The organism is Mesorhizobium abyssinicae (genome assembly GCF_049887195.1).
GTDB classification, from domain to species: domain Bacteria; phylum Pseudomonadota; class Alphaproteobacteria; order Rhizobiales; family Rhizobiaceae; genus Mesorhizobium; species Mesorhizobium abyssinicae.
In genome coordinates, this window is the sequence record NZ_JARAKC010000008.1 from 133,736 (window position 1) to 151,221 (window position 17,486).

General features: G+C 64.6%; 19 protein-coding genes. 3 read left to right on the forward strand and 16 right to left on the reverse strand.

The genetic code is table 11. From position 1 onward, the window contains the following. Positions 1 to 15: 15 nt before the first annotated feature. The 6 genes from iolB to PU724_RS19150 form a co-directional block, all read right to left on the reverse strand. Entirely contained in the window at positions 16 to 828 is an 813-nt protein-coding gene (gene iolB / locus PU724_RS19125; protein ID WP_354420432.1) for a 5-deoxy-glucuronate isomerase, read from the reverse strand. A 14-nt stretch (positions 829 to 842) separates the two neighbouring features. After that, positions 843 to 1,055: a DUF3329 domain-containing protein gene (locus PU724_RS19130; RefSeq protein ID WP_126057076.1), complete on the reverse strand. Its 213-nt coding sequence runs from the start codon at positions 1,053 to 1,055 to the stop codon at positions 843 to 845. 66 nt (positions 1,056 to 1,121) lie between these two features. Beyond that, positions 1,122 to 2,036 (reverse strand): myo-inosose-2 dehydratase, encoded by a 915-nt coding sequence (gene iolE / locus PU724_RS19135; protein ID WP_354420433.1) that lies wholly within the window; start codon positions 2,034 to 2,036, stop codon positions 1,122 to 1,124. 43 nt (positions 2,037 to 2,079) lie between these two features. Beyond that, positions 2,080 to 3,924 carry a 3D-(3,5/4)-trihydroxycyclohexane-1,2-dione acylhydrolase (decyclizing) gene (gene iolD, locus PU724_RS19140; RefSeq protein ID WP_354420434.1) on the reverse strand — a complete coding sequence of 615 codons (1,845 nt, stop codon included), beginning with the start codon at positions 3,922 to 3,924 and terminating at the stop codon, positions 2,080 to 2,082. A 24-nt stretch (positions 3,925 to 3,948) separates the two neighbouring features. Further along, positions 3,949 to 5,877 carry a bifunctional 5-dehydro-2-deoxygluconokinase/5-dehydro-2-deoxyphosphogluconate aldolase gene (locus tag PU724_RS19145; RefSeq protein ID WP_354420435.1) on the reverse strand — a complete coding sequence of 643 codons (1,929 nt, stop codon included), beginning with the start codon at positions 5,875 to 5,877 and terminating at the stop codon, positions 3,949 to 3,951. Positions 5,878 to 6,033: 156 nt separating this feature from the next. Further along, the gene (locus tag PU724_RS19150; RefSeq protein ID WP_187331344.1) at positions 6,034 to 6,879 is read right to left on the reverse strand and encodes a MurR/RpiR family transcriptional regulator; all 846 of its coding nucleotides are present in this window, start codon (positions 6,877 to 6,879) and stop codon (positions 6,034 to 6,036) included. 160 nt (positions 6,880 to 7,039) lie between these two features. Here PU724_RS19150 and PU724_RS19155 point away from each other — a divergent pair, with 160 nt between their 5' ends. Beyond that, complete coding sequence (locus tag PU724_RS19155; RefSeq protein WP_354420436.1) at positions 7,040 to 8,149, forward strand: Gfo/Idh/MocA family protein; 1,110 nt, start codon at positions 7,040 to 7,042, stop codon at positions 8,147 to 8,149. 31 nt (positions 8,150 to 8,180) lie between these two features. On the opposite strand, the gene PU724_RS19160 is transcribed toward PU724_RS19155, so the two are convergent. Then, positions 8,181 to 8,882, reverse strand: coding sequence for a helix-turn-helix transcriptional regulator (locus PU724_RS19160; RefSeq protein ID WP_127391603.1), 702 nt, complete (start codon positions 8,880 to 8,882; stop codon positions 8,181 to 8,183). Between the two features lie 127 nt (positions 8,883 to 9,009). Here PU724_RS19160 and PU724_RS19165 point away from each other — a divergent pair, with 127 nt between their 5' ends. Next, positions 9,010 to 9,645 carry a LysE family translocator gene (locus PU724_RS19165; RefSeq protein WP_135860277.1) on the forward strand — a complete coding sequence of 212 codons (636 nt, stop codon included), beginning with the start codon at positions 9,010 to 9,012 and terminating at the stop codon, positions 9,643 to 9,645. Positions 9,646 to 9,730: 85 nt separating this feature from the next. Here the strand turns inward: PU724_RS19165 and PU724_RS19170 are convergent, their stop codons facing one another. After that, on the reverse strand, positions 9,731 to 10,822 hold the full coding sequence (locus PU724_RS19170) for a 3-deoxy-7-phosphoheptulonate synthase (RefSeq protein WP_135860276.1): 1,092 nt from the start codon (positions 10,820 to 10,822) through the stop codon (positions 9,731 to 9,733). A gap of 197 nt (positions 10,823 to 11,019) precedes the next feature. After that, a complete protein-coding gene (locus PU724_RS19175; RefSeq protein ID WP_354420437.1) occupies positions 11,020 to 11,298 on the reverse strand; it encodes a hypothetical protein in 279 nt (92 codons plus the stop codon). Positions 11,299 to 11,392: 94 nt separating this feature from the next. Here PU724_RS19175 and PU724_RS19180 point away from each other — a divergent pair, with 94 nt between their 5' ends. Then, the gene (locus PU724_RS19180; protein WP_426213504.1) at positions 11,393 to 11,542 is read left to right on the forward strand and encodes a hypothetical protein; all 150 of its coding nucleotides are present in this window, start codon (positions 11,393 to 11,395) and stop codon (positions 11,540 to 11,542) included. Between the two features lie 64 nt (positions 11,543 to 11,606). On the opposite strand, the gene PU724_RS19185 is transcribed toward PU724_RS19180, so the two are convergent. The 7 genes from PU724_RS19185 to PU724_RS19215 form a co-directional block, all read right to left on the reverse strand. After that, complete coding sequence (locus PU724_RS19185) at positions 11,607 to 12,029, reverse strand: type II toxin-antitoxin system VapC family toxin (protein ID WP_354420438.1); 423 nt, start codon at positions 12,027 to 12,029, stop codon at positions 11,607 to 11,609. After that, positions 12,026 to 12,292 carry a type II toxin-antitoxin system Phd/YefM family antitoxin gene (locus tag PU724_RS19190; RefSeq protein WP_127391599.1) on the reverse strand — a complete coding sequence of 89 codons (267 nt, stop codon included), beginning with the start codon at positions 12,290 to 12,292 and terminating at the stop codon, positions 12,026 to 12,028. Before PU724_RS19190 ends, PU724_RS19185 begins: the two co-directional genes overlap by 4 nt. A 148-nt stretch (positions 12,293 to 12,440) precedes the next feature. Beyond that, entirely contained in the window at positions 12,441 to 13,235 is a 795-nt protein-coding gene (locus PU724_RS19195; protein ID WP_127391598.1) for an SDR family oxidoreductase, read from the reverse strand. A gap of 31 nt (positions 13,236 to 13,266) precedes the next feature. Continuing rightward, a complete protein-coding gene (gene iolG / locus PU724_RS19200; RefSeq protein WP_354420439.1) occupies positions 13,267 to 14,259 on the reverse strand; it encodes an inositol 2-dehydrogenase in 993 nt (330 codons plus the stop codon). Positions 14,260 to 14,333: 74 nt separating this feature from the next. Continuing rightward, the gene (locus tag PU724_RS19205) at positions 14,334 to 15,104 is read right to left on the reverse strand and encodes an ATP-binding cassette domain-containing protein (protein WP_127283246.1); all 771 of its coding nucleotides are present in this window, start codon (positions 15,102 to 15,104) and stop codon (positions 14,334 to 14,336) included. Between the two features lie 2 nt (positions 15,105 to 15,106). After that, positions 15,107 to 16,183: an ABC transporter permease gene (locus PU724_RS19210; RefSeq protein WP_127283245.1), complete on the reverse strand. Its 1,077-nt coding sequence runs from the start codon at positions 16,181 to 16,183 to the stop codon at positions 15,107 to 15,109. A 167-nt stretch (positions 16,184 to 16,350) separates the two neighbouring features. Continuing rightward, the gene (locus PU724_RS19215) at positions 16,351 to 17,292 is read right to left on the reverse strand and encodes a sugar ABC transporter substrate-binding protein (RefSeq protein WP_127283244.1); all 942 of its coding nucleotides are present in this window, start codon (positions 17,290 to 17,292) and stop codon (positions 16,351 to 16,353) included. Positions 17,293 to 17,486 lie beyond the last annotated feature (194 nt).

Sequence of the window (17,486 nt, forward strand, 5' to 3'; positions counted from 1 at the left end):
CGCAATGCAGGAGGCTCAGGCCTTCATCAGCCATTCGTGCTCGGGCGCGTTGTGGAACTTCCAGGTGCGCTTCGGCCCGGCCATGACGTTGAGATAGTAGAGATCGTAGCCATGGCAGGCGGCGCATGGGTGGTAGCCCTTCGGCACCAGCACCACATCGCCGTCCTCGATCGCCATCGCCTCGTCCAGCTCGCGCTCGCCATTCCTGCCGGCGTCGGTATAGACGCGCTGGAAGGCAAAGCCCTGCGGCGGGTTGAGGCGGTGGTAGTAGGTCTCCTCGAGATAGGACTCGGCGGGGAGATTGTCCCGGTCGTGCTTGTGCGGCGGATAGCTGGAGGTGTGACCGCCAGGCGTGATGACCTCGACCACCAGCAACGAGTCGGCCGGCTTGCCTTCGGGCAGGATGTTGGTGACGTAGCGCGTATTGGTGCCCTTGCCGCGCACCTCCTGGCCGAGGTCCCGCGGAGCGATGACGCGGGCCGGCAGGCCGCCGCCCAGGCCGGGCGCCGAGCAGACGGCGAGTTCCAGCTCGGTGTCGGCGGTCACCGACCAGTTGGACCCCTCAGGCACATAGACAGACCAGGGCTTGCCCTCGAACGGCGACATGCGCTCGCCGAGCAGGCCGAGATCCGTGCCGGCGGCGGACGCCTTGCCCTTGCCGGTGACGAAGACCAGGCAGACCTCGCGGTCGGCCGTTTCACCCGAAGCCGTCTCGCCCGCTTTCAGCCGATGAAGATCGAAGCCGACATAGGTCCAGCCGGCGCTTTGCGGCGTGACGTGGGCGACGCGGCCGTGGCCCTTGTCGGCCTTGACGAGCAGTTTGGACATTTTTGTCTCCTCGATCATTCCTTCGGTTCGGCCGGAGGCTTGGCCTCTTCGGCCGGCTTGTAGAGATAGAAGAACTGCCAGACGGCATAGCCGGCGAAGCCGAGCGCGATGACGCCCCAGAAAGGCGTTCCGGAGGCGAACTCGATCACCGACCAGGCCAGGCAGACAGCCACCACGGCGATGCGCCGCCACAGCGGCCGGAAGAACGGGTGCTCATAGTCTTTCATCGCGCGCCAATCCCGGATTTAGCCAAAGCGCATCAGATAGACCGAGCGCCCTGACTAATCCACCGTTCAGGCCGGAAAACCCTGCGTCTCCACCGTGTAGCCGGCGGCGCTCATCACCCGCATCAGCTCCTTGTAGCCGACCTGGGCCATCCTGAGCGGAGGGTTTGGCTTCGGATCCTGCTCGGCCTCGACGACGAACCAGCCTTCATAGCCATGGTCGGCGAACCGCTGCACAATGGCGCCGAAATCCAACGACCCGTCGCCAGGCACGGTGAAGGCGCCGAGCGCCACGGCATCGAGGAAGGACTGCCTGGTGCGGTCGAGTTTGTCGATCACTCCCATGCGAACGTCCTTCACGTGGACGTGGTTGATGCGCTTGTGGTGGTTGTCGATGGCGCGCAGCACATCGCCGCCGGCGAAGGCGAGATGGCCGGCGTCGAGCAGCAGCGGAATGCCTTCGCCGGAGTGGCGCATGAAGGCGTCGAGCTCCGTCTCGGTTTCGACGACCGCCGCCATGTGGTGGTGGTAGGACAGCGGCATGCCCTGCTCGGCGCACCATTCGCCGAATTCGGTCAGGCGCCTGCCATAGGCCTTCATCTCGTCGCCGGAGAGCTTCGGCTTGGTGGCGAGCGGCTTCGAACGGTCACCCTGGATGGAGCGGCCGACCTCGCCATAGACGATGCAGGGCGCGTTGACCGCCTTGAACAGGTCGATCATCGGCTGGATGCGGTCCTTGTTCCTGGCCATCTCCTCGTCGACCAGCGTGCCTGAGAACCAGCCGCCGCAGAGCGTGACGTCGGCCTCCTTGAGGATCGGGAGCATCACTTTGGGATCGTCGGGAAAGCGGCGGCCCTTTTCCATGCCGGTGAAGCCGGCCGAGCGCGACTGGCGCAGACACTCCTCCAGCGACACGTCATCGCTCAGTTCCACCAGATCGTCGTTCCACCACGCGATGGGGGACATGCCCAGTTTGGCTTTCAAGTCGTCACTCCAATTGTCAGTTCGTTGCGAGGCGGACGCGGGCTCAGCCCTGCCGGCTGCCGACGGCTTCCTCATATTTCTTGCGCGCGGCGTTGACTTCGCGTCGCGCGGAGACTTCCGGCACGGCGACATCCCACCAGTGGCCGCCGGCCTCGGTCGAGACCAGCGGATCGGTGTCGATGACCAGCACGGTGGTCTTGCTGTTGGCCTTGGCCCTGGCGAGCGCCGTCTCCAGCTCGGCGATCGAGGCCACCTTCTCGGCCGTCGCGCCGAGGCTTGCCGCATGGGCGGCGAAGTCGACATCGGGCATGACCTCGTGGCGGGAGTCCTTCAGGAGATTGTTGAAGTTGGCGCCGCCGGTCGCCATCTGCAGCCGGTTGATGCAGCCATAGCCGCGGTTGTCGAGCAGCACGATGGTGAGTTTCAGCCCCAGCATCACCGATGTGGCGATCTCGGAATTGAGCATCAGGTAGGAGCCATCGCCGACCATGACGACGACCTCCTGATCGGGCTTGGCCATCTTGACGCCGAGACCGCCGGCGATCTCGTAACCCATGGTCGAGAAGCCGTATTCGGCATGATAGGAGCCGGGCGCGCCGGCCTGCCAGAGCTTGTGCAATTCGCCGGGCAATCCGCCGGCGGCATGCAGCAAGGTGACGCCCGAGCCCATGGCGCGCTGCACGGCGCCGATCACCTGCGCGTCGGATGGATAGGCGGCATTGGTCGAGGCCGTGACCTTGGCGGCGGCAGCCTGCCACTCCGTCTTGCCCTTCAGCGCATTGTCGGTCCAGGCGAACGGCGCCTTCCAGCCCTTCAAGGCAGCGGACAGTTCCGCCAGCCCTTCGGCCGCGTCGGCGACCAGCGGCAGCGCCCAGTGCTTGCCGGCATCGAAACCTTGGGTGTTCAGCCCGATGATGGTGCGGCCGGCATTCTTGAACAGCGCCCATGAGCCGGTGGTGAAATCCTGCAGCCTGGTGCCGACGGCGAGCACGACATCGGCCTCCTCGGCCAGCCGGTTGGCGGCGGACGTGCCGGTGACGCCGACCGCAGCCATGTTGAGCGGATGGTCATCGGGGAGCGAAGACTTGCCGCCCTGCGTCTCGCAGACGGGAATGCCGGCGCCCTGCACCAGCTTGGCCAGTTCGCCCGAAGCCTGCGAATAGAGGACGCCGCCGCCGGCGATCACCAGCGGCCTTTTGGCGCCCTTCAGCGCCGCGACGGCGGCCGCCAGTTCGTTGCGGTCCGGACGAACCCGGCGCGGCATCCAGAGGCGCTCGGCAAACAGGCTTTCGGGATAGTCATAAGCCTCGGCCTGCACGTCCTGGCAGAGCGACAGTGTGACCGGGCCGCATTCGGCCGGATCGGTCAGCACCTGCATGGCGCGGTTGAGCGCCGGGATGATCTGCTCCGGCCGCGTGATGCGGTCGAAATAGCGCGACACGGCGCGGAAGCAGTCGTTGACGCTCGCCGTGCCGTCGGAAAAATCCTCGGCCTGCTGCAGCACCGGATCGGGCAAGCGGTTGGCGAACACATCGCCCGGCAAAAACAGGACAGGCAACCGGTTTACGTGTGCCAGGGCCGCCGCCGTCACCATGTTGAGCGCGCCGGGACCGATCGAGCTGGTCGCCGCCATGAAGCGGCGGCGGAAATTGGCCTTGGCATAGGCGATCGCTGCATGCGCCATCGCCTGCTCGTTATGGGCGCGGAAGGTCGGCAATTTGTCGCGCACCTGGTAGAGCGCCTCGCCGACGCCGGCGACATTGCCATGGCCGAAGATCGCCCAGACGCCGCCGAAGATCGGCACTCGTCTGCCGTCGATCTCAGTCATCTGGCGCGACAGGAAGCGGGTCACAGCCTGCGCCATGGTCAGGCGTACGGTCTTCGTCATGTCGTTTCCTCCGGCTTCCGTCTGTTATGCCGCCTTGCGGCCGCGCGCGGCAAGCCATGCCTCGGTCAGTTGCTCGAAGCGCGACGCCATGTCGGCGACCGCCCCTTCATCCGACATGCTGCCGGCCAGCCACTGTTCGGCGGCGTTGATGAAGATGGTGCGACCGACGGCGAAGCCCTTGACGATCGGCGCGTTGCTCGTTGCGGCAAAGGCCGCTTCCAGCTCGTCCTGCGGCGCCTCCAGCCCGAGCAGCACGACACCGCGGCACCATGGATCGTTCTTGACGATCACCGCCTCGATCTTGGCCCAGGCGCTGGCCGAGGCCTGCGGCTCGAGCTTCCACCAGTCGGGCTTGATGCCCAGCGCATAGAGTTCCTCCAGCGCGCGCGGGATGGTGGTGTCGTCGAGCTTGCCGTGCTTGCCGGCGATGATCTCGACGAGAAGCTCCCTGCCCACTTTCCGCGCGGCTTCGAACAGGGTCCTGAGCTTCTGCTGCTGCTCCAGCTTCAGCGCCTCGGGGTCGTCCGGGTGGTAGAAGCACAGGCATTTGATGCAGTGCTCGACCGGCCAGTCGACCAGTTGCGAGCCAATGTCCTGCGAGAATTCGAAGCGCAGCGGCCGCGAGCCCGGCAGTTCGACCGGACGGCCAAGCCAGGCGAAGGGATGGCGGGCGAATTCGAACATGGCGTCGCGGCCATATTTCTCGTCGAGCAGCATGCCGTAACCGGCGCGGCCGGCGGCGACTTTGGCCGCCGCCTTGACGGTCAGCACCTTGAAATCCTCGATGCGGGCGGCATCCGCACCGGTCTTGGCGGCGACGTCCTCGAGCTGGACGCGGTGGTCGCAGGCGAGCGCCATCAGCGAGGGGATGTCGCGCCGGCGCGTCGTCGCCCAATGGATGTGGTTGATCGCCTCGTCCTTGCGCAGCGCCAGGTGCTTGCTGCCGTGCTTGAGGAAATACTGCAATTCCTCGAAGGTCGGATATTCCGGCGCGCAGAGCAGGCGCGAGACGGCGAAGGCGCCGCAGGCATTGGCCCAGGTCGCCGCCGTGGCGAAGCTCTCGCCGCCGAGCCAGCCGCGCAGGAAGCCCGACATGAAGGCATCGCCGGCGCCAAGCACATTGTAGACCTCGATCGGAAAGCCCTTGCCGACAATGCCGTCCTCGAGGTCGTCGCTGATCGGCCCGTCATAAACGATGCAGCCCATGGCGCCGCGCTTGAGCACGATGGTGGCGGAGGACAGCGAGCGGATGGTCTTCAGCGCGCTCAGGCAATCATCGGCGCCCGAGGCGATCATGATCTCCTCTTCGGTGCCGACGATGAGGTCGCAATCGGGCAACACCGTCTTCAGCTGCGCCGAGACGCGGTCGGATTTGACATAGCGCTCGAAGCCCTCGGCATGGCCGGCAAGGCCCCAGAGGTTCGGGCGATAGTCGATGTCGAAGACCACCTTGCCGCCCTTGGCCTTCATGATGCGGATCGCCTTGCGCTGCGCGGCGTCGCTGTTGGGTCGCGAGAAGTGCGTGCCGGTGACGACGACGGCGCGAGCCGAGGCAATGAACGCCTCGTCGATATCCTCCTCGGCCAGCGCCATGTCGGCGCAGTCGGAGCGGTAGAAGATCATCGGCGAGACGCCTTCATCCTCGACCGAGAGCAGCACCAGCGCGGTCAGCCGCTCCTTGTCGGTCTTCAGGCCGTCGACCGAGACGCCTTCACGCTTGAGCTGCTCGCGGATGAAACGGCCCATCTGCTCGTCGCCGACGCGGGTGAGCAGCGCCGAACGCAGGCCAAGCCTTGCCGTGCCGACGGAGATGTTGGCCGGGCAGCCGCCGACCGATTTGGCGAAGGAGGTGATGTCCTCCAGCCGCGAGCCGATCTGCTGGCCGTAGAGGTCGACCGAGGCGCGGCCGATGGTGATGACGTCGAGCGGTTTCGCTTCCACGGCTTCGCCCATTCGAACCTCCCATCGGCCTTATTGTGTTGAGCAACCCCATTTTGGGGTACACGCGCGAGCGGCGGCGTGATGCCGGGATTATGAAATAATAATTCCAATCTGTAGTCAAGATGGAATGAGCATTCCCTAGCCGAAAAAGACTGCAGGCCGAGCCGTTCAGCCCTTGCGCTTGCGGCCCGTGTCGCGCCGCTTCTCGCCGACTGCGACGGTCAGCGCCATGGCCAGCGCCATCGTCGCCGACAGTGAGCGGAAGCCGGCGAAATCGGCCTCGGCGACCTCGAACCAGACCTTGGCGAACTGGGCGAGCGGCGAGAACGAGGAGTCGGTGATGGCGACGATCGGCACGCCCTGCTCGGAGATGGCGCGCGTTTCCTCGATGGTCGCCGGCGCATAGGGCGAAAACGAGATGGCGATGACGGCATCCCTCGGCGTGGCAAAGCCGACCATCTCGGCGTTGAGGCCGGCGGCCGACTCGATCAGCTGGTTGCGGATCTTGAGCTTGCCCAGCGCGTAGGCGATGTAGGAGGCGACCGGATAGGAGCGGCGCTTGGCGAGCACGTAGATGGTCTCGGCCTTGGCCAGCAGCGCGATCGCCTCCTCGAAATGCGGTTCGTTGAGCGTGCGCGAAATGTCGCTCAGCGAGGTGCTGGCGGCAGCGACGAAACCATCGAAGATCGCCCGATGGCCGGCGCCTTCCTCGGCCTTGGCGCGCAGCGCGGCCAAACGCTCGTCATAGGATGAATTGCGCTCGCGCAGGCGTTCCCGGAACACAAGCTGCAGGCTGGTGAAGCCGTCGAAGCCGAGCTGCTGGGCAAAGCGGATCAGCGTCGAGGGCTGGACGCCCGCCGAGGCGGCGATGCTGGCGGCGGTGCCGAAAGCGATGTCGTCGGGATTGTCGAGCGCATAGGCGGCTATCTGCGCGATGCGCTTGGGCAGGCTGTGGCGCCGCTCCAGGATCGTCGCGCGCAGCGTCTCGAAATCGCGGGGAACCCGTTCGTCCATCGTCGCTCCGCCCACGGCCATAATGGTAGTCCCCCTCTCCTGCCTCATCATAGCGGCTTCGCGCAAGAACACCATAAAAAATGATTTGGACGTTCCATTCCGAGCGGAAATGGATTAATTCATCCACACGCTGCAGTTCCCCTTCAATGGAGACATCCAAATGGTCGGAGTGGGCCTCATCGGCACGGGTTTCATGGGCAAGTGCCACGCCATTGCCTGGAGCGCGGTCGGCACCGTCTTCCCGGATGTAGCCAAGCCCAGGCTGGTGCATCTCGGCGAGGTCAATGACGAGCTTGCCAGGCGCAAGGCGGGTGAGTTCGGCTTCGCCAGGGGCTCCGGCGACTGGCGCGCCGTGGTCAACGATCCGGAGGTCGAGATCGTGTCGCTGACCACGCCCAACCAGTTCCATCCGGAAATGGCCATCGCCATCCTCGAAGCCGGCAAGCATCTCTGGTGCGAGAAACCGATGGCGCCGGGCTTCGCGGAAGCCGAGGCGATGGCGAAGGCGGCGAAGACATCCGGCAAGGTGGCGGCGCTCGGCTACAACTACATCCAGAACCCGGCCATCCGCCATATCGGCGCGCTGCTTGAGGAGAAGATCATCGGCGAGGTCAACCATCTGCGCATCGAGATGGACGAGGACTTCATGGCCGACCCCGAGGCGCCGTTCTTCTGGAAGCATGAGGCGGCATCGGGCTATGGCGCGCTCGACGATTTCGCCGTGCACCCGCTGTCGCTGATCAAGGTGCTGTTCGGCCGCGTCGGCCGCGTCATGTGCGACATGGCCAAGCCCTATGCCGACCGCAAGGTCGCGACCGGCGGTCGCCGCGCGGTCGAGACCTACGACATCGCCAGCGTGCTGATGCATCTCGAGAACGGCATTGCCGGCACGCTGCTGGTCAATCGCTCGGCCTGGGGCCGCAAGGGCCGCATCGCCATCCAGATCTTCGGTTCGAAAGGCTCGATCCTCTACGACCAGGAGCGGTTCAACGAGTTCCAGCTCTACCTGACGGCAGACAGGCCGACCGAGCAGGGCTACCGCACCATCCTGGTGGCGCCGCACCACAAGCCCTACGACGCCTTCGTCCCGGCGCCCGGCCACGGCCTCGGCTTCAACGACCTCAAGATCATCGAATGCCGCGAGCTCATGCTGCGGCTCGCCGGCAAGCCGGCGCGGATCATCGATTTCGACGAGGGGCTGGAGATCGAGCGCACCGTGCATGCGATGGCGCGCTCGTTCCAGGAACAGCGCTGGGTGGACGTGCGGTAACAGCCGCTTCCAACGCAAAGCCGGCAAAGCGTCAGGTGGCGGCAGCCGATGCGTTGATCTCCCAGCCGTCCACCCAGACCTGCCGCAGCCGGTCGCCTTCGCCCTTGAACCATAGGCCCGCCAGCCGGCAGTCCTCGATGCGGTCGCTGCGGAAATTGCGGATGGCCTGGCGCAGTTCGCACCAGGCGACGATGTTGGCGGTTTCGGCGTAATAGATGAGCGCGACCGGGCGGATGAGGCGCTTTGTGTCGCGGCCGGCCTCGTCGCGATAGGAAAGGTCGAGCTTCTCCTCGTCGCGGATGGCGCGGCGCACCAAGGCGAGATCGACCGCCGAGGCCGAGGGTGCAGCAAAACCCCAGGCATGCAGGGCATTGGCGTCGAGCGCCTGGCGCAAGGGCGGCGGCACGGCACCGGCGATCTTGGCGCCGACGCGTTTTGCGGCCTGCTTGAGCTCGTCGTCGCCGGTACGCTCGAGCAGCGCCAGCGACAGCACGATCGCCTCCATCTCCTCGATCGAGAACATCAGCGGCGGCAGGTCGAAGCCCGGGCGCAGGACGTAGCCGATGCCGCGCCCGCCCTCGATCGGCACGCGCATCGCCTGCAGTGCCGCGATGTCGCGATAGATCGAGCGCACCGTCACTTCCAGCTGTTCGGCAATCATGGCCGCCGTCACCGGCTGCCTGGCCAGCCGCAGGATCTGGATGATCTCGAACAGGCGCGACGCCTTGCGCATTTCCTCAACGGCTCCGAACGCAACTGACACACCCCCGTCAGTTGGGATGATCTATAGGACGGCCTATCCGCTTGAAAATCAACACATTGCTCTGCGGCATTTCGGGTGAAGGCAACAGACTACTGACATGGACTACGCGCAAAATCTCTGGCTCTTCTTCATCCTGCTGTTCGGCATCATCGTCGTGCCCGGCATGGACATGCTGTTCGTGCTGGCCAATGCGCTGACGGGCGGCAGCAACAGAGGTCTCGCCGCGACTGGCGGCATCATGCTGGGCGGCATTGTGCACACGCTGAACGGCGCGATCGGCGTCGGCCTGCTCATGCATTTCGTCCCGATCCTGTTCACGCCGCTGCTGATCGCCGGCGCCGCCTACATGGCCTATATCGGCATCACGCTGATGCGCAGCTCCATCACCATCGGCCAGGACGGGCCTTCCGGCAGCCGTTCCGCCTGGAAGGCGTTTCGCCAGGGGCTGATGACCTGCCTGATCAATCCGAAGGCCTACCTCTTCATCCTCGCCGTCTATCCGCAGTTCCTGAAGCCGGACTACGGCCCGATCTGGATGCAGGCGACCGTCATGGGGCTGATGACGATCGCCACGCAGGCCGCCATCTATGGCGGGCTCGCGGTTACCGCCGGCAGCAGCCGCCAACTGCTGGTCGCCAATCCGCGGGCGACCGTCCTTGCCGGTCGGGCGGCGGGGCTGCTGCTGTTCGCGGTCTCGGTGTTCACCGCCTGGGAAGGTTTGAGGGCGGCGTGAGCCTCAAGGGCCCACGCCGAGTTCCTTCCGGCACCCGTCTCGGCGCTGCGCGCCGATCCACCTTCTTCCGTAGGGGGGAAGGAAGTCAGGCCGCGCCCTGCCGGGTCGCCAGCATTTCGCGGCGTGCCGACCGCCGCCATTCGACCGCGCCGGCAAGGCCGTGCAGCACCGTCTCGGTGGTCGCCCAGTCGATGCAGCCATCGGTGATGCTCTGGCCGTAGGTGAGCGGCTTGCCGGCCACCACGTCCTGCCGGCCGGCGACGAGATTGCTCTCGATCATGACGCCGATGATGCGCTCGTCGCCCGCTGCCACCTGGCCCGCCACGTCGGCCGCCACCTTCGGCTGGTTCTCCGGCTTCTTGCTCGAGTTGGCGTGGCTGACGTCGATCATCAGCCGCGGCGCGACTCCGATGCGGCCGAGCTCCGCAGCGGACGCGGCGACGCTCGCCGCGTCGTAGTTGGGCTGGATGCCGCCGCGCAGGATGACGTGGCAATCCTCGTTGCCGGTGGTCGCCGCGATCGCGCTGCGGCCGCCCTTGGTCACCGCCATGAAATGGTGCGGCTGGGCGGCCGACTTCACCGCCTCGGCGGCGATGCGGAGATTGCCGTCGGTGCCGTTCTTGAAGCCGACCGGGCAGGACAGGCCCGAGGCCAGCTCGCGATGGATCTGGCTCTCGGTGGTGCGCGCGCCGATGGCGCCCCAGGCGACGAGGTCGGCGATGTATTGCGGCGTCGTCATGTCGAGGAACTCGGTCGCCGCCGGCAGGCCGAGATTGTTGACGGCCGACAGCACGTTGCGCGCCATGCGCAAGCCCTTGTCGATGTTGAAGCTGCCGTCGAGGTCGGGATCGTTGATCAGGCCCTTCCAGCCGACCGTGGTGCGCGGCTTCTCGAAATAGACACGCATGACGATCTCGAGCCGGTCGGCAAGGGCCTCGCGCAGCGCCGCCAGACGGCTGGCGTAGTCCATTGCGGCGACCGGATCGTGGATCGAACAGGGGCCGACGATGACCAAAAGCCGGTCGTCGGCGCCTGTCAGGATCGAATGGATGGCGTTGCGAGACGCGGCAACGGTGCGCGTCGCCGTCAGCGTGCGCGGTATCTCGCGCATCACCTCTTCCGGCGTGCTCAGTTCCTTGAGTTCGGTGACCCGAAGGTCGTCTGTGGTGGTCAACACGGCTTTCTGCTCCTGGTTAGGAGACCTGCCGGCTGAAACAAAAAAGCCGCCAGGTCTGGCGGCTTGTCGGATTTTGATGCTGCAATCTTCAGATCGAGCGCAATCCTCCCGCCGCCAGCGAGCTACCGTAGCTAAAGTACCAAAACGAGGCGGTCAGGTGGATCATGCGGCTCATATAGTCGATGCGAAGGCGCTTGTCACGTGTCGGTAGGGGCTCGGCTTGATATTTGTCTCGCCTGAACGTGGTTCAACAGTGAGACGACATACCGTTCCATCTCAAGCCTGCGAGCGATATTGAGAACGCTTGCCCATGTATCCTGCGGATCAGCACCGCGGGCGATCATGGCCGGCGCGTTGTGAAATGAGTCTGCAAGCATGCGTGCTGTAGGTAGGTCATCGGCCGCGCGAATTTCGATGAGGACGATGCCGAGAATCTTCAGGATATTTTCGTTCGTGATGGGTTGAGGATCACTCAATTGAGACGCCTTTCTTTCGGTACGGGCCTCGTCTCAGCTAGAAATTTGCTCGTGGCCTCGGGGAAACCAGATACGACGACGAAACCAGTTGCCCATGATTTTGATCGAAATCATCCATGTCCTGACCATCTCGATGCTGACGACCTTTTGCACGGATCCGAAGGTTGGCGAGAACAGTTGGAGAGCGTTGGCTTCTGACCGCGCGGTGACGCCAACCCCAAGATGGCCGCTTACCGTGATCTAATATGGATGCATCGAGACATTCTCTTGTGGCGAGGGCATAGGCTATCGAACCCGACATGCCCTGTTTATGCAGTCCAGGGATCGAAGAGTTCGATTCCAAAGCCTTCGAAATCCTTCGTGTTGCGCGTTGCCAAAGTGAGCTGCTGCGCAATCGATGTGGCAGCGATCAGTCCATCCATTGAGGACAGACCGCGGCCGCGGCGCTTGGCAAGGCCCATCAGGTCGCCCCAGGCCAAGGCAACGCCTTCGTCCACCGGCAAAACCCTCTGCTCAAAGCGCTGGGGCAAATCCCGAGCGAGCCATTCTGCAAGCGCTTCGCGTTTGCGTCCCTCATCCATGAGGGCAACGCCGCGGCGGATTTCGGCGATCGACACGACGCTGATGAATGAGCGGTCCTCGTCAAGCTCGTCCAACCAGCCCAACACGCGTGCGTCTGGCGCCGGCCTTGTCACTTCGGACAGGACATTCGTATCAAGCAGTATCTTCACAGCGGCAGATCACGCGGCTCGTCGCGTTGACGCTCAAGGTTCAAATCGGAGCCGCGCAACGGCGACTCCAGCAGGAACTCCGCCAGCGTGCCTTTCCGTGCGGTCTTGCGCCGCCATTCCTCTGCGGACACGACGACCACGCTTGGTTTGCCGTTTCGGGTGATCGTCTGCGGCGACGATTGTGCCCGATCTATGACCTCCGAGAGCCGGGCTTTTGCCCCAGCGACCGTCCAGCTCATATCTTCTTTGGGTCCAGGCAGCATTTCAATCTCATGACTATTCTGACCATCTTGACTATATGGGAATAGCGATGCTGCGGCAACAGGGACTTTCAGAGCCCGGGACGCTCGAGCCCAATCACTCGTGAACGCGCGGCCGATCTGCTTCTGGATGCGAGGCTGCTCGCCTGCCCTACTCGCCGACCACGCCAGCAATGTTCTGGTCGTAGTCGACCAGCGAGCCGGTCATCACGCCGGCCTGCGGGCTGAGCATATAGGTGATCAGCCGCGCAAGCTGGGCCGGCTTGACCAGCTGGCCCATCGGCTGCGAGGCCTCGGCCTTTTGCAGCCAGTCGTCCGGGGCGTCGTGCCACTTCTTCTGCACGATCGCCTCGCCCTCGGTGTCCATCCAGCCCGGCAGCACCGCGTTGCAGCGGATGCGGTTCCTCCGATAGGAGCTGGCGACATTCTTGGTCAGCGTCATCAGCGCGCCCTTGCTGGTCGAATAGGGCGTCAGGAAGGACTGGCCGGCATGCGCCGACATCGACAGCACGTTGACGATCGAGCCCGGCGCCTTGCGGGCCAGAAGATGCGCGACCAGGCCCTGCATCAGGAAGAAGGGGCCGCGCACATTGGTGTCGAAGATCTGGTCGAAGACGTCCTCTGTCGTTTCGATCAGCGAGCCGCGGGCCGAGGTGGCGGCTGCGTTGACCAGCGCGTTCAGCGTGCCGAAATGCGCGATCGCCGTGTCGACGGCGCGCTTGCAGTCGGCGACCTTGGCGACGTCGGCGCTGATGAAGATGGCGTCGACGCCGCCCTTCTTCAGCGCCGCGACCGCCTTGTCGCCCTTTTCCTGCGAGCGGCCGACCAGCGCCAGCGCGCGGCAGCCCTCGTCGGCCAGCGCCTCGGCGACGGCGAAGCCGATGCCTTGCGCGCCGCCGGTGACGAGGGCGCGCGTTTCCGAATTGCGACCGGCCAAACCGCTCATCGCTGTTCTCCTGTGTTCGAATTCAAAAAGCTCAGTCGACGCGGACAGCCTTGCCGGTCTTCGCCGATTTGAGCGCCGCGTCCGCAAGCTTCAGCGCCACAAGGCCGTCCGTTCCGCTTGGCGCCGCCTTCTTGCCCTTGGTTGCCGCGCCGATGAAGGCGGCGATCTCGTTGGCGTAGGCGTCGAGGTAGCGGGTCATGAAGAAGTCGTGCAGCGGCGGGCGCGTGTAGCCCTTGTCGTTGGCGAGCTCGATCGACACCGGCCGCTGGTTCTCGGCGGCGACCATGCCCTTCGAGCCGTGCACCTCGATGCGCTGGTCGTAGCCATAGGTGGCGCGGCGCGAGTTGGAGATGACAGCCTGCTTGCCGGACGCGGTCTCGAGGATGACGCTGACCGAGTCGAAATCGCCGGCCTCGCCGATTTTTTTGTCCACAAGCACCGAAGCGTGTGCGCTGACCGCCACCGGCTCCTCGCCGAGCAGGAAGCGCGCCATGTCGAAATCGTGGATGGTCATGTCGCGGAAGATGCCGCCGGAGCGGGCGATGTAGTCGAGCGGCGGCGCGCCGGGGTCGCGCGAGGTGATGGTGACCATCTCCACCGTGCCGATGGCGCCGTCGTCGATGGCCTTGCGCACGGCGGCGAAATGCGGGTCGAAGCGGCGGTTGAAGCCGACCATCAGCGTGGCGCCGGCCTTCTCGACCACGGCCAGGCACTTCTCGACGCGCTTGACGTCGAGATCGATCGGCTTCTCGCAGAAGATCGCCTTGCCGGCCTTGGCAAAGCGCTCGATGAGGTCGGCATGGGTGTCGGTCGGCGTGCAGATGATGACAGCGTCGATGTCCTTGGCCTTCTCGATGGCCTCGATGCTGCGCACTTCGGCACCATAGGCCGAGGCCAGGTCGCTCGCCGCCTTCTCGAAGGCGTCCGCCACGGCAACCAGTTTTGCATCGGGATTAGAGCCGACGGCGCGGGCGTGGACCTTGCCGATGCGGCCGGCGCCGAGAAGTGCGAAGCGGATAGTCATGAATTGTCCTTTGAGGGTGGTTCTAAAACATGTCCGCGCCTGTCTGGCGCGGACGATCTGGTTGATCCCGGCCGTCAGGCGGCCTGGAGCTCCGCCTGTCCGGTCTTGGCGCCGGTGATATAGGCGACAATGTCGTTGCCGTCAGTGTCCTGCTTGCGCAAATTGGCGACGATCTTGCCGCGCCGGAAGACGACGATACGGTCGACCAGATCGAACACCTGGCGCATGTTGTGGCTGATCAGGATCAGCGGCTCGCCATTTTCCTTCAGCGTGCGGATGATGTTTTCGACCTGTGCCGTCTCCTGCACGCCGAGCGCCGCCGTCGGCTCGTCCATGATGATCAGCTTGGAGGCGAAGGTCGCCGTGCGGGCGATCGCCACGCACTGGCGCTGGCCGCCCGACATGTGGCGAATGGTGCTGGAGAGGTTCGGGATCTTCACCGCGGTGCGGACCAGTGCGGCCTCGGTCGCCTTGCGCATGTACTTGCGATCCAGAATCGAGAACGGGCCGAGATTGAACAGCACCTTCTCGCGGCCTAGGAACAGGTTGGACGGCACGTCGAGATCGTCGGCAAGCGCGAGGTTCTGGAACACGGTTTCGATGCCCGCCTCGCGCGCCTCGATCGGCCCGGCGAAGCTCACCTCCTTGCCGTCGAACCAAACCTTGCCGTCGGTCCGCTGCTCGACGCCGGTGATCTGGCGCACGAAGGTCGACTTGCCGGCGCCGTTGTCGCCCATGATGGCGACATGCTCGCCCTTGCGCAGTTCGAAGTTGGCGCCTTCGAGAGCATGCACGCCGCCGTAGCGCTTGGTCAGGTTTTCGGTCTTGAGAACGATGTCCGACATGGTCAAGCTCCTATCGCGCGGCGACGCTGGCGCCATTGATCGAGAACCACCGCGCCGACGATGATCACGCCCTTGACCATCTCCTGGTAGTAGGCGTCGAGGCGCAGGAAGGTGAAGCCGGAGATGATGACGCCGAAGATCAGCGAGCCGATGACGGTGCCGATGATCGAGCCGCGGCCGCCCGACAGCGAGACACCCCCGATGACCGCCATGGCGATGGCGTCGAGCTCGTACATGACGCCCATGCCGGCCTGGGCGGTGAGGTTCTTGGAGCAGAGCACCACGGCGGCGAGCGAAGCGAGGATGCTGGCGATGACATAGACCAGCACCTTGTGGTTGGCGATCTTGATGCCCGACATGCGCGCGGCGTCCTCATTGGAGCCGATGGCGTAGCAGTGCTTGCCATACTTGGTGTAGGTCAGGATCAGCTGGAACAGGATCGCCAGCGAGATGAAGATGATGACCGGCATCAGGCCCTTGCCTATCGCCGCGAAGCTGTCGGTCGGAAACGAGATCGGCTGGCCCTTGGACCACCATTTGGCGATGCCGCGCGCGGTGACCATCATGCCGAGCGTGGCGATGAAGGGCGGGATGCGCGTGTAGGCGATCAGAAGCCCGTTGACCAGGCCGGCGATCAAGCCGCAGCCGATGGCGACCAGCACCGGCACGATCACCGGCAGGTCGGTCAAGCCATAATCGATGAACATCGCCTTGGGGTTGGGATTGCCGTTGACGGTCGCCACCTGGGCGAAGCTCATGGCGATCATCGCGGTGGCGCCGACGACCGAACCGGACGACAGGTCGATGCCGCCGCAAATGATCACCTGCGTCACGCCGATGGCGATGATGCCGACGATCGACACTTGCAGGATGATGATCTGCAGGCGCTGCTCGTTGAAGATGGCGTCGACATTGTCGCGGGTGTTGAACAGGAAGCTGTCACCGAGAAAGACCCGGCCGATCAGCTCGAAAGCGCCGACGAGGATGACGAGCGCCAGGAAAACGTTGAACTCGGCAGGCCATGCACGCTTCTTCGCATCGTAGGTCAGCCCGCCGACGCCATGGGATGTCTGTGCCACGTCTCTTTCCTCCGTCGGCCGCATTCGCCCTCCCGCCCGCACGGGCGGGAGGAACGAGGAGCGGCGCCGTTGTTCTGATCTGATGCGCCGCCCTATTTCTCTGTCGCAATTCCGCGCGGAAAACCGTTTCACGCTTTCCCTGGAACTGCGCTAGTGAACGGCCTGCCTCAGTTCTTCTTCAGGAACTTGTCGATGTTGGCCGGCGTGACGAGCTGGAACGGCACGTAGACCTTGTGCTCGACCTTCTCGCCCTTGGACAGCTTGAGCGCGGCATCGAGCGCGCCGGCGCCCTGGCCGGCGGCGTCCTGGAACACCGTCACGTCGAGATCGCCGGCCTGCATCGCGGCGAGCGCGTCCTGGGTGGCATCGACGCCGCCGACGACGACCGTCTTCATGTCGATGTTGGCGGCCTTCATTGCCTGGATGGCGCCGATGGCGCTTTCGTCGTTGTTGGCGATGACGCCGTCGAACGGCTTGCCGGTCGACAGCCAGTTGGTCATCAGGTTCTGCGCCTGGTCACGGTCCCAGTTCGAGGTCTGCTTGTCGATGATCTTGATGAAGCTGCACTCCGGGGTGGCGATCACTTCCTCGATATCTTTGGTGCGCTGCACCGCGGCCTGGTTGGAAAGCTCGCCCATGATCACATAGACGTTGGCCTCCTTCTTGCCGGCTTCGGTGAACAGGCGGCAGGCTTCCTTGGTTTCGAGCGTGCCGGAATCGGCTTCGTTCGAGGCGACGAAGGCCTGGTTTTCGGGCAGCGAGTCGACGTTGACCGGTTCGCGGTTGACGTAGACGAGCGGGATCTTGGCGGCGGCCGCCGCGTCGGACATCGCCTGCGTGGCCGAGGTGTCGACCGGGTTGACGATGATGGCGTCGACGCCCGAGGCGGCGAAGTTCTTGATCTGGTCGAGCTGCTTGGCGACGTCGTTCTGCGCGTCTTCGACCTGCAGCTCGACACCGTCCATGCCCTTGGCCTGCTCGATCATGCCGTTGCGCAGCACGGTGAGGAAGTTGTCGTCGAACTTGGCCATCGACACGCCAACCTTGGCGGCAAAGGCGGACGAACTCATCAGCGCCGCGAAAGCGACGCCCAAAAGCAGTTTCTTCATTGTATTTCTCCTCCACATGGTGTCCGGCTGCACCGATTTTTGCCCGGAATCCCCGATCTCCCGAGGAATCTCTCCCGCTTGCCATCTCGATTCCGGAGGGCGCCTCCCGCGTGATGGAACGCCAAGTCCTGTGTTTGAAACAGATGTTCCGGAACGAAAGAACCAAAATGCCTAGTTCATGAAATATTTATTCC

Coding starts and splice junctions, on each gene's coding strand:
- iolB (WP_354420432.1), bottom strand. CDS start 828: ATGTCCAAACTGCTCGTCAAGGCCGACAAGGGCCACGGCCGCGTCGCC.
- PU724_RS19130 (WP_126057076.1), bottom strand. CDS start 1,055: ATGAAAGACTATGAGCACCCGTTCTTCCGGCCGCTGTGGCGGCGCATC.
- iolD (WP_354420434.1), bottom strand. CDS start 3,924: ATGACGAAGACCGTACGCCTGACCATGGCGCAGGCTGTGACCCGCTTC.
- PU724_RS19145 (WP_354420435.1), bottom strand. CDS start 5,877: ATGGGCGAAGCCGTGGAAGCGAAACCGCTCGACGTCATCACCATCGGC.
- PU724_RS19150 (WP_187331344.1), bottom strand. CDS start 6,879: ATGGACGAACGGGTTCCCCGCGATTTCGAGACGCTGCGCGCGACGATC.
- PU724_RS19155 (WP_354420436.1), top strand. CDS start 7,040: ATGGTCGGAGTGGGCCTCATCGGCACGGGTTTCATGGGCAAGTGCCAC.
- PU724_RS19160 (WP_127391603.1), bottom strand. CDS start 8,882: ATGCGCAAGGCGTCGCGCCTGTTCGAGATCATCCAGATCCTGCGGCTG.
- PU724_RS19165 (WP_135860277.1), top strand. CDS start 9,010: ATGGACTACGCGCAAAATCTCTGGCTCTTCTTCATCCTGCTGTTCGGC.
- PU724_RS19180 (WP_426213504.1), top strand. CDS start 11,393: ATGATTTTGATCGAAATCATCCATGTCCTGACCATCTCGATGCTGACG.
- PU724_RS19190 (WP_127391599.1), bottom strand. CDS start 12,292: ATGCTGCCTGGACCCAAAGAAGATATGAGCTGGACGGTCGCTGGGGCA.
- PU724_RS19195 (WP_127391598.1), bottom strand. CDS start 13,235: ATGAGCGGTTTGGCCGGTCGCAATTCGGAAACGCGCGCCCTCGTCACC.
- iolG (WP_354420439.1), bottom strand. CDS start 14,259: ATGACTATCCGCTTCGCACTTCTCGGCGCCGGCCGCATCGGCAAGGTC.
- PU724_RS19205 (WP_127283246.1), bottom strand. CDS start 15,104: ATGTCGGACATCGTTCTCAAGACCGAAAACCTGACCAAGCGCTACGGC.
- PU724_RS19215 (WP_127283244.1), bottom strand. CDS start 17,292: ATGAAGAAACTGCTTTTGGGCGTCGCTTTCGCGGCGCTGATGAGTTCG.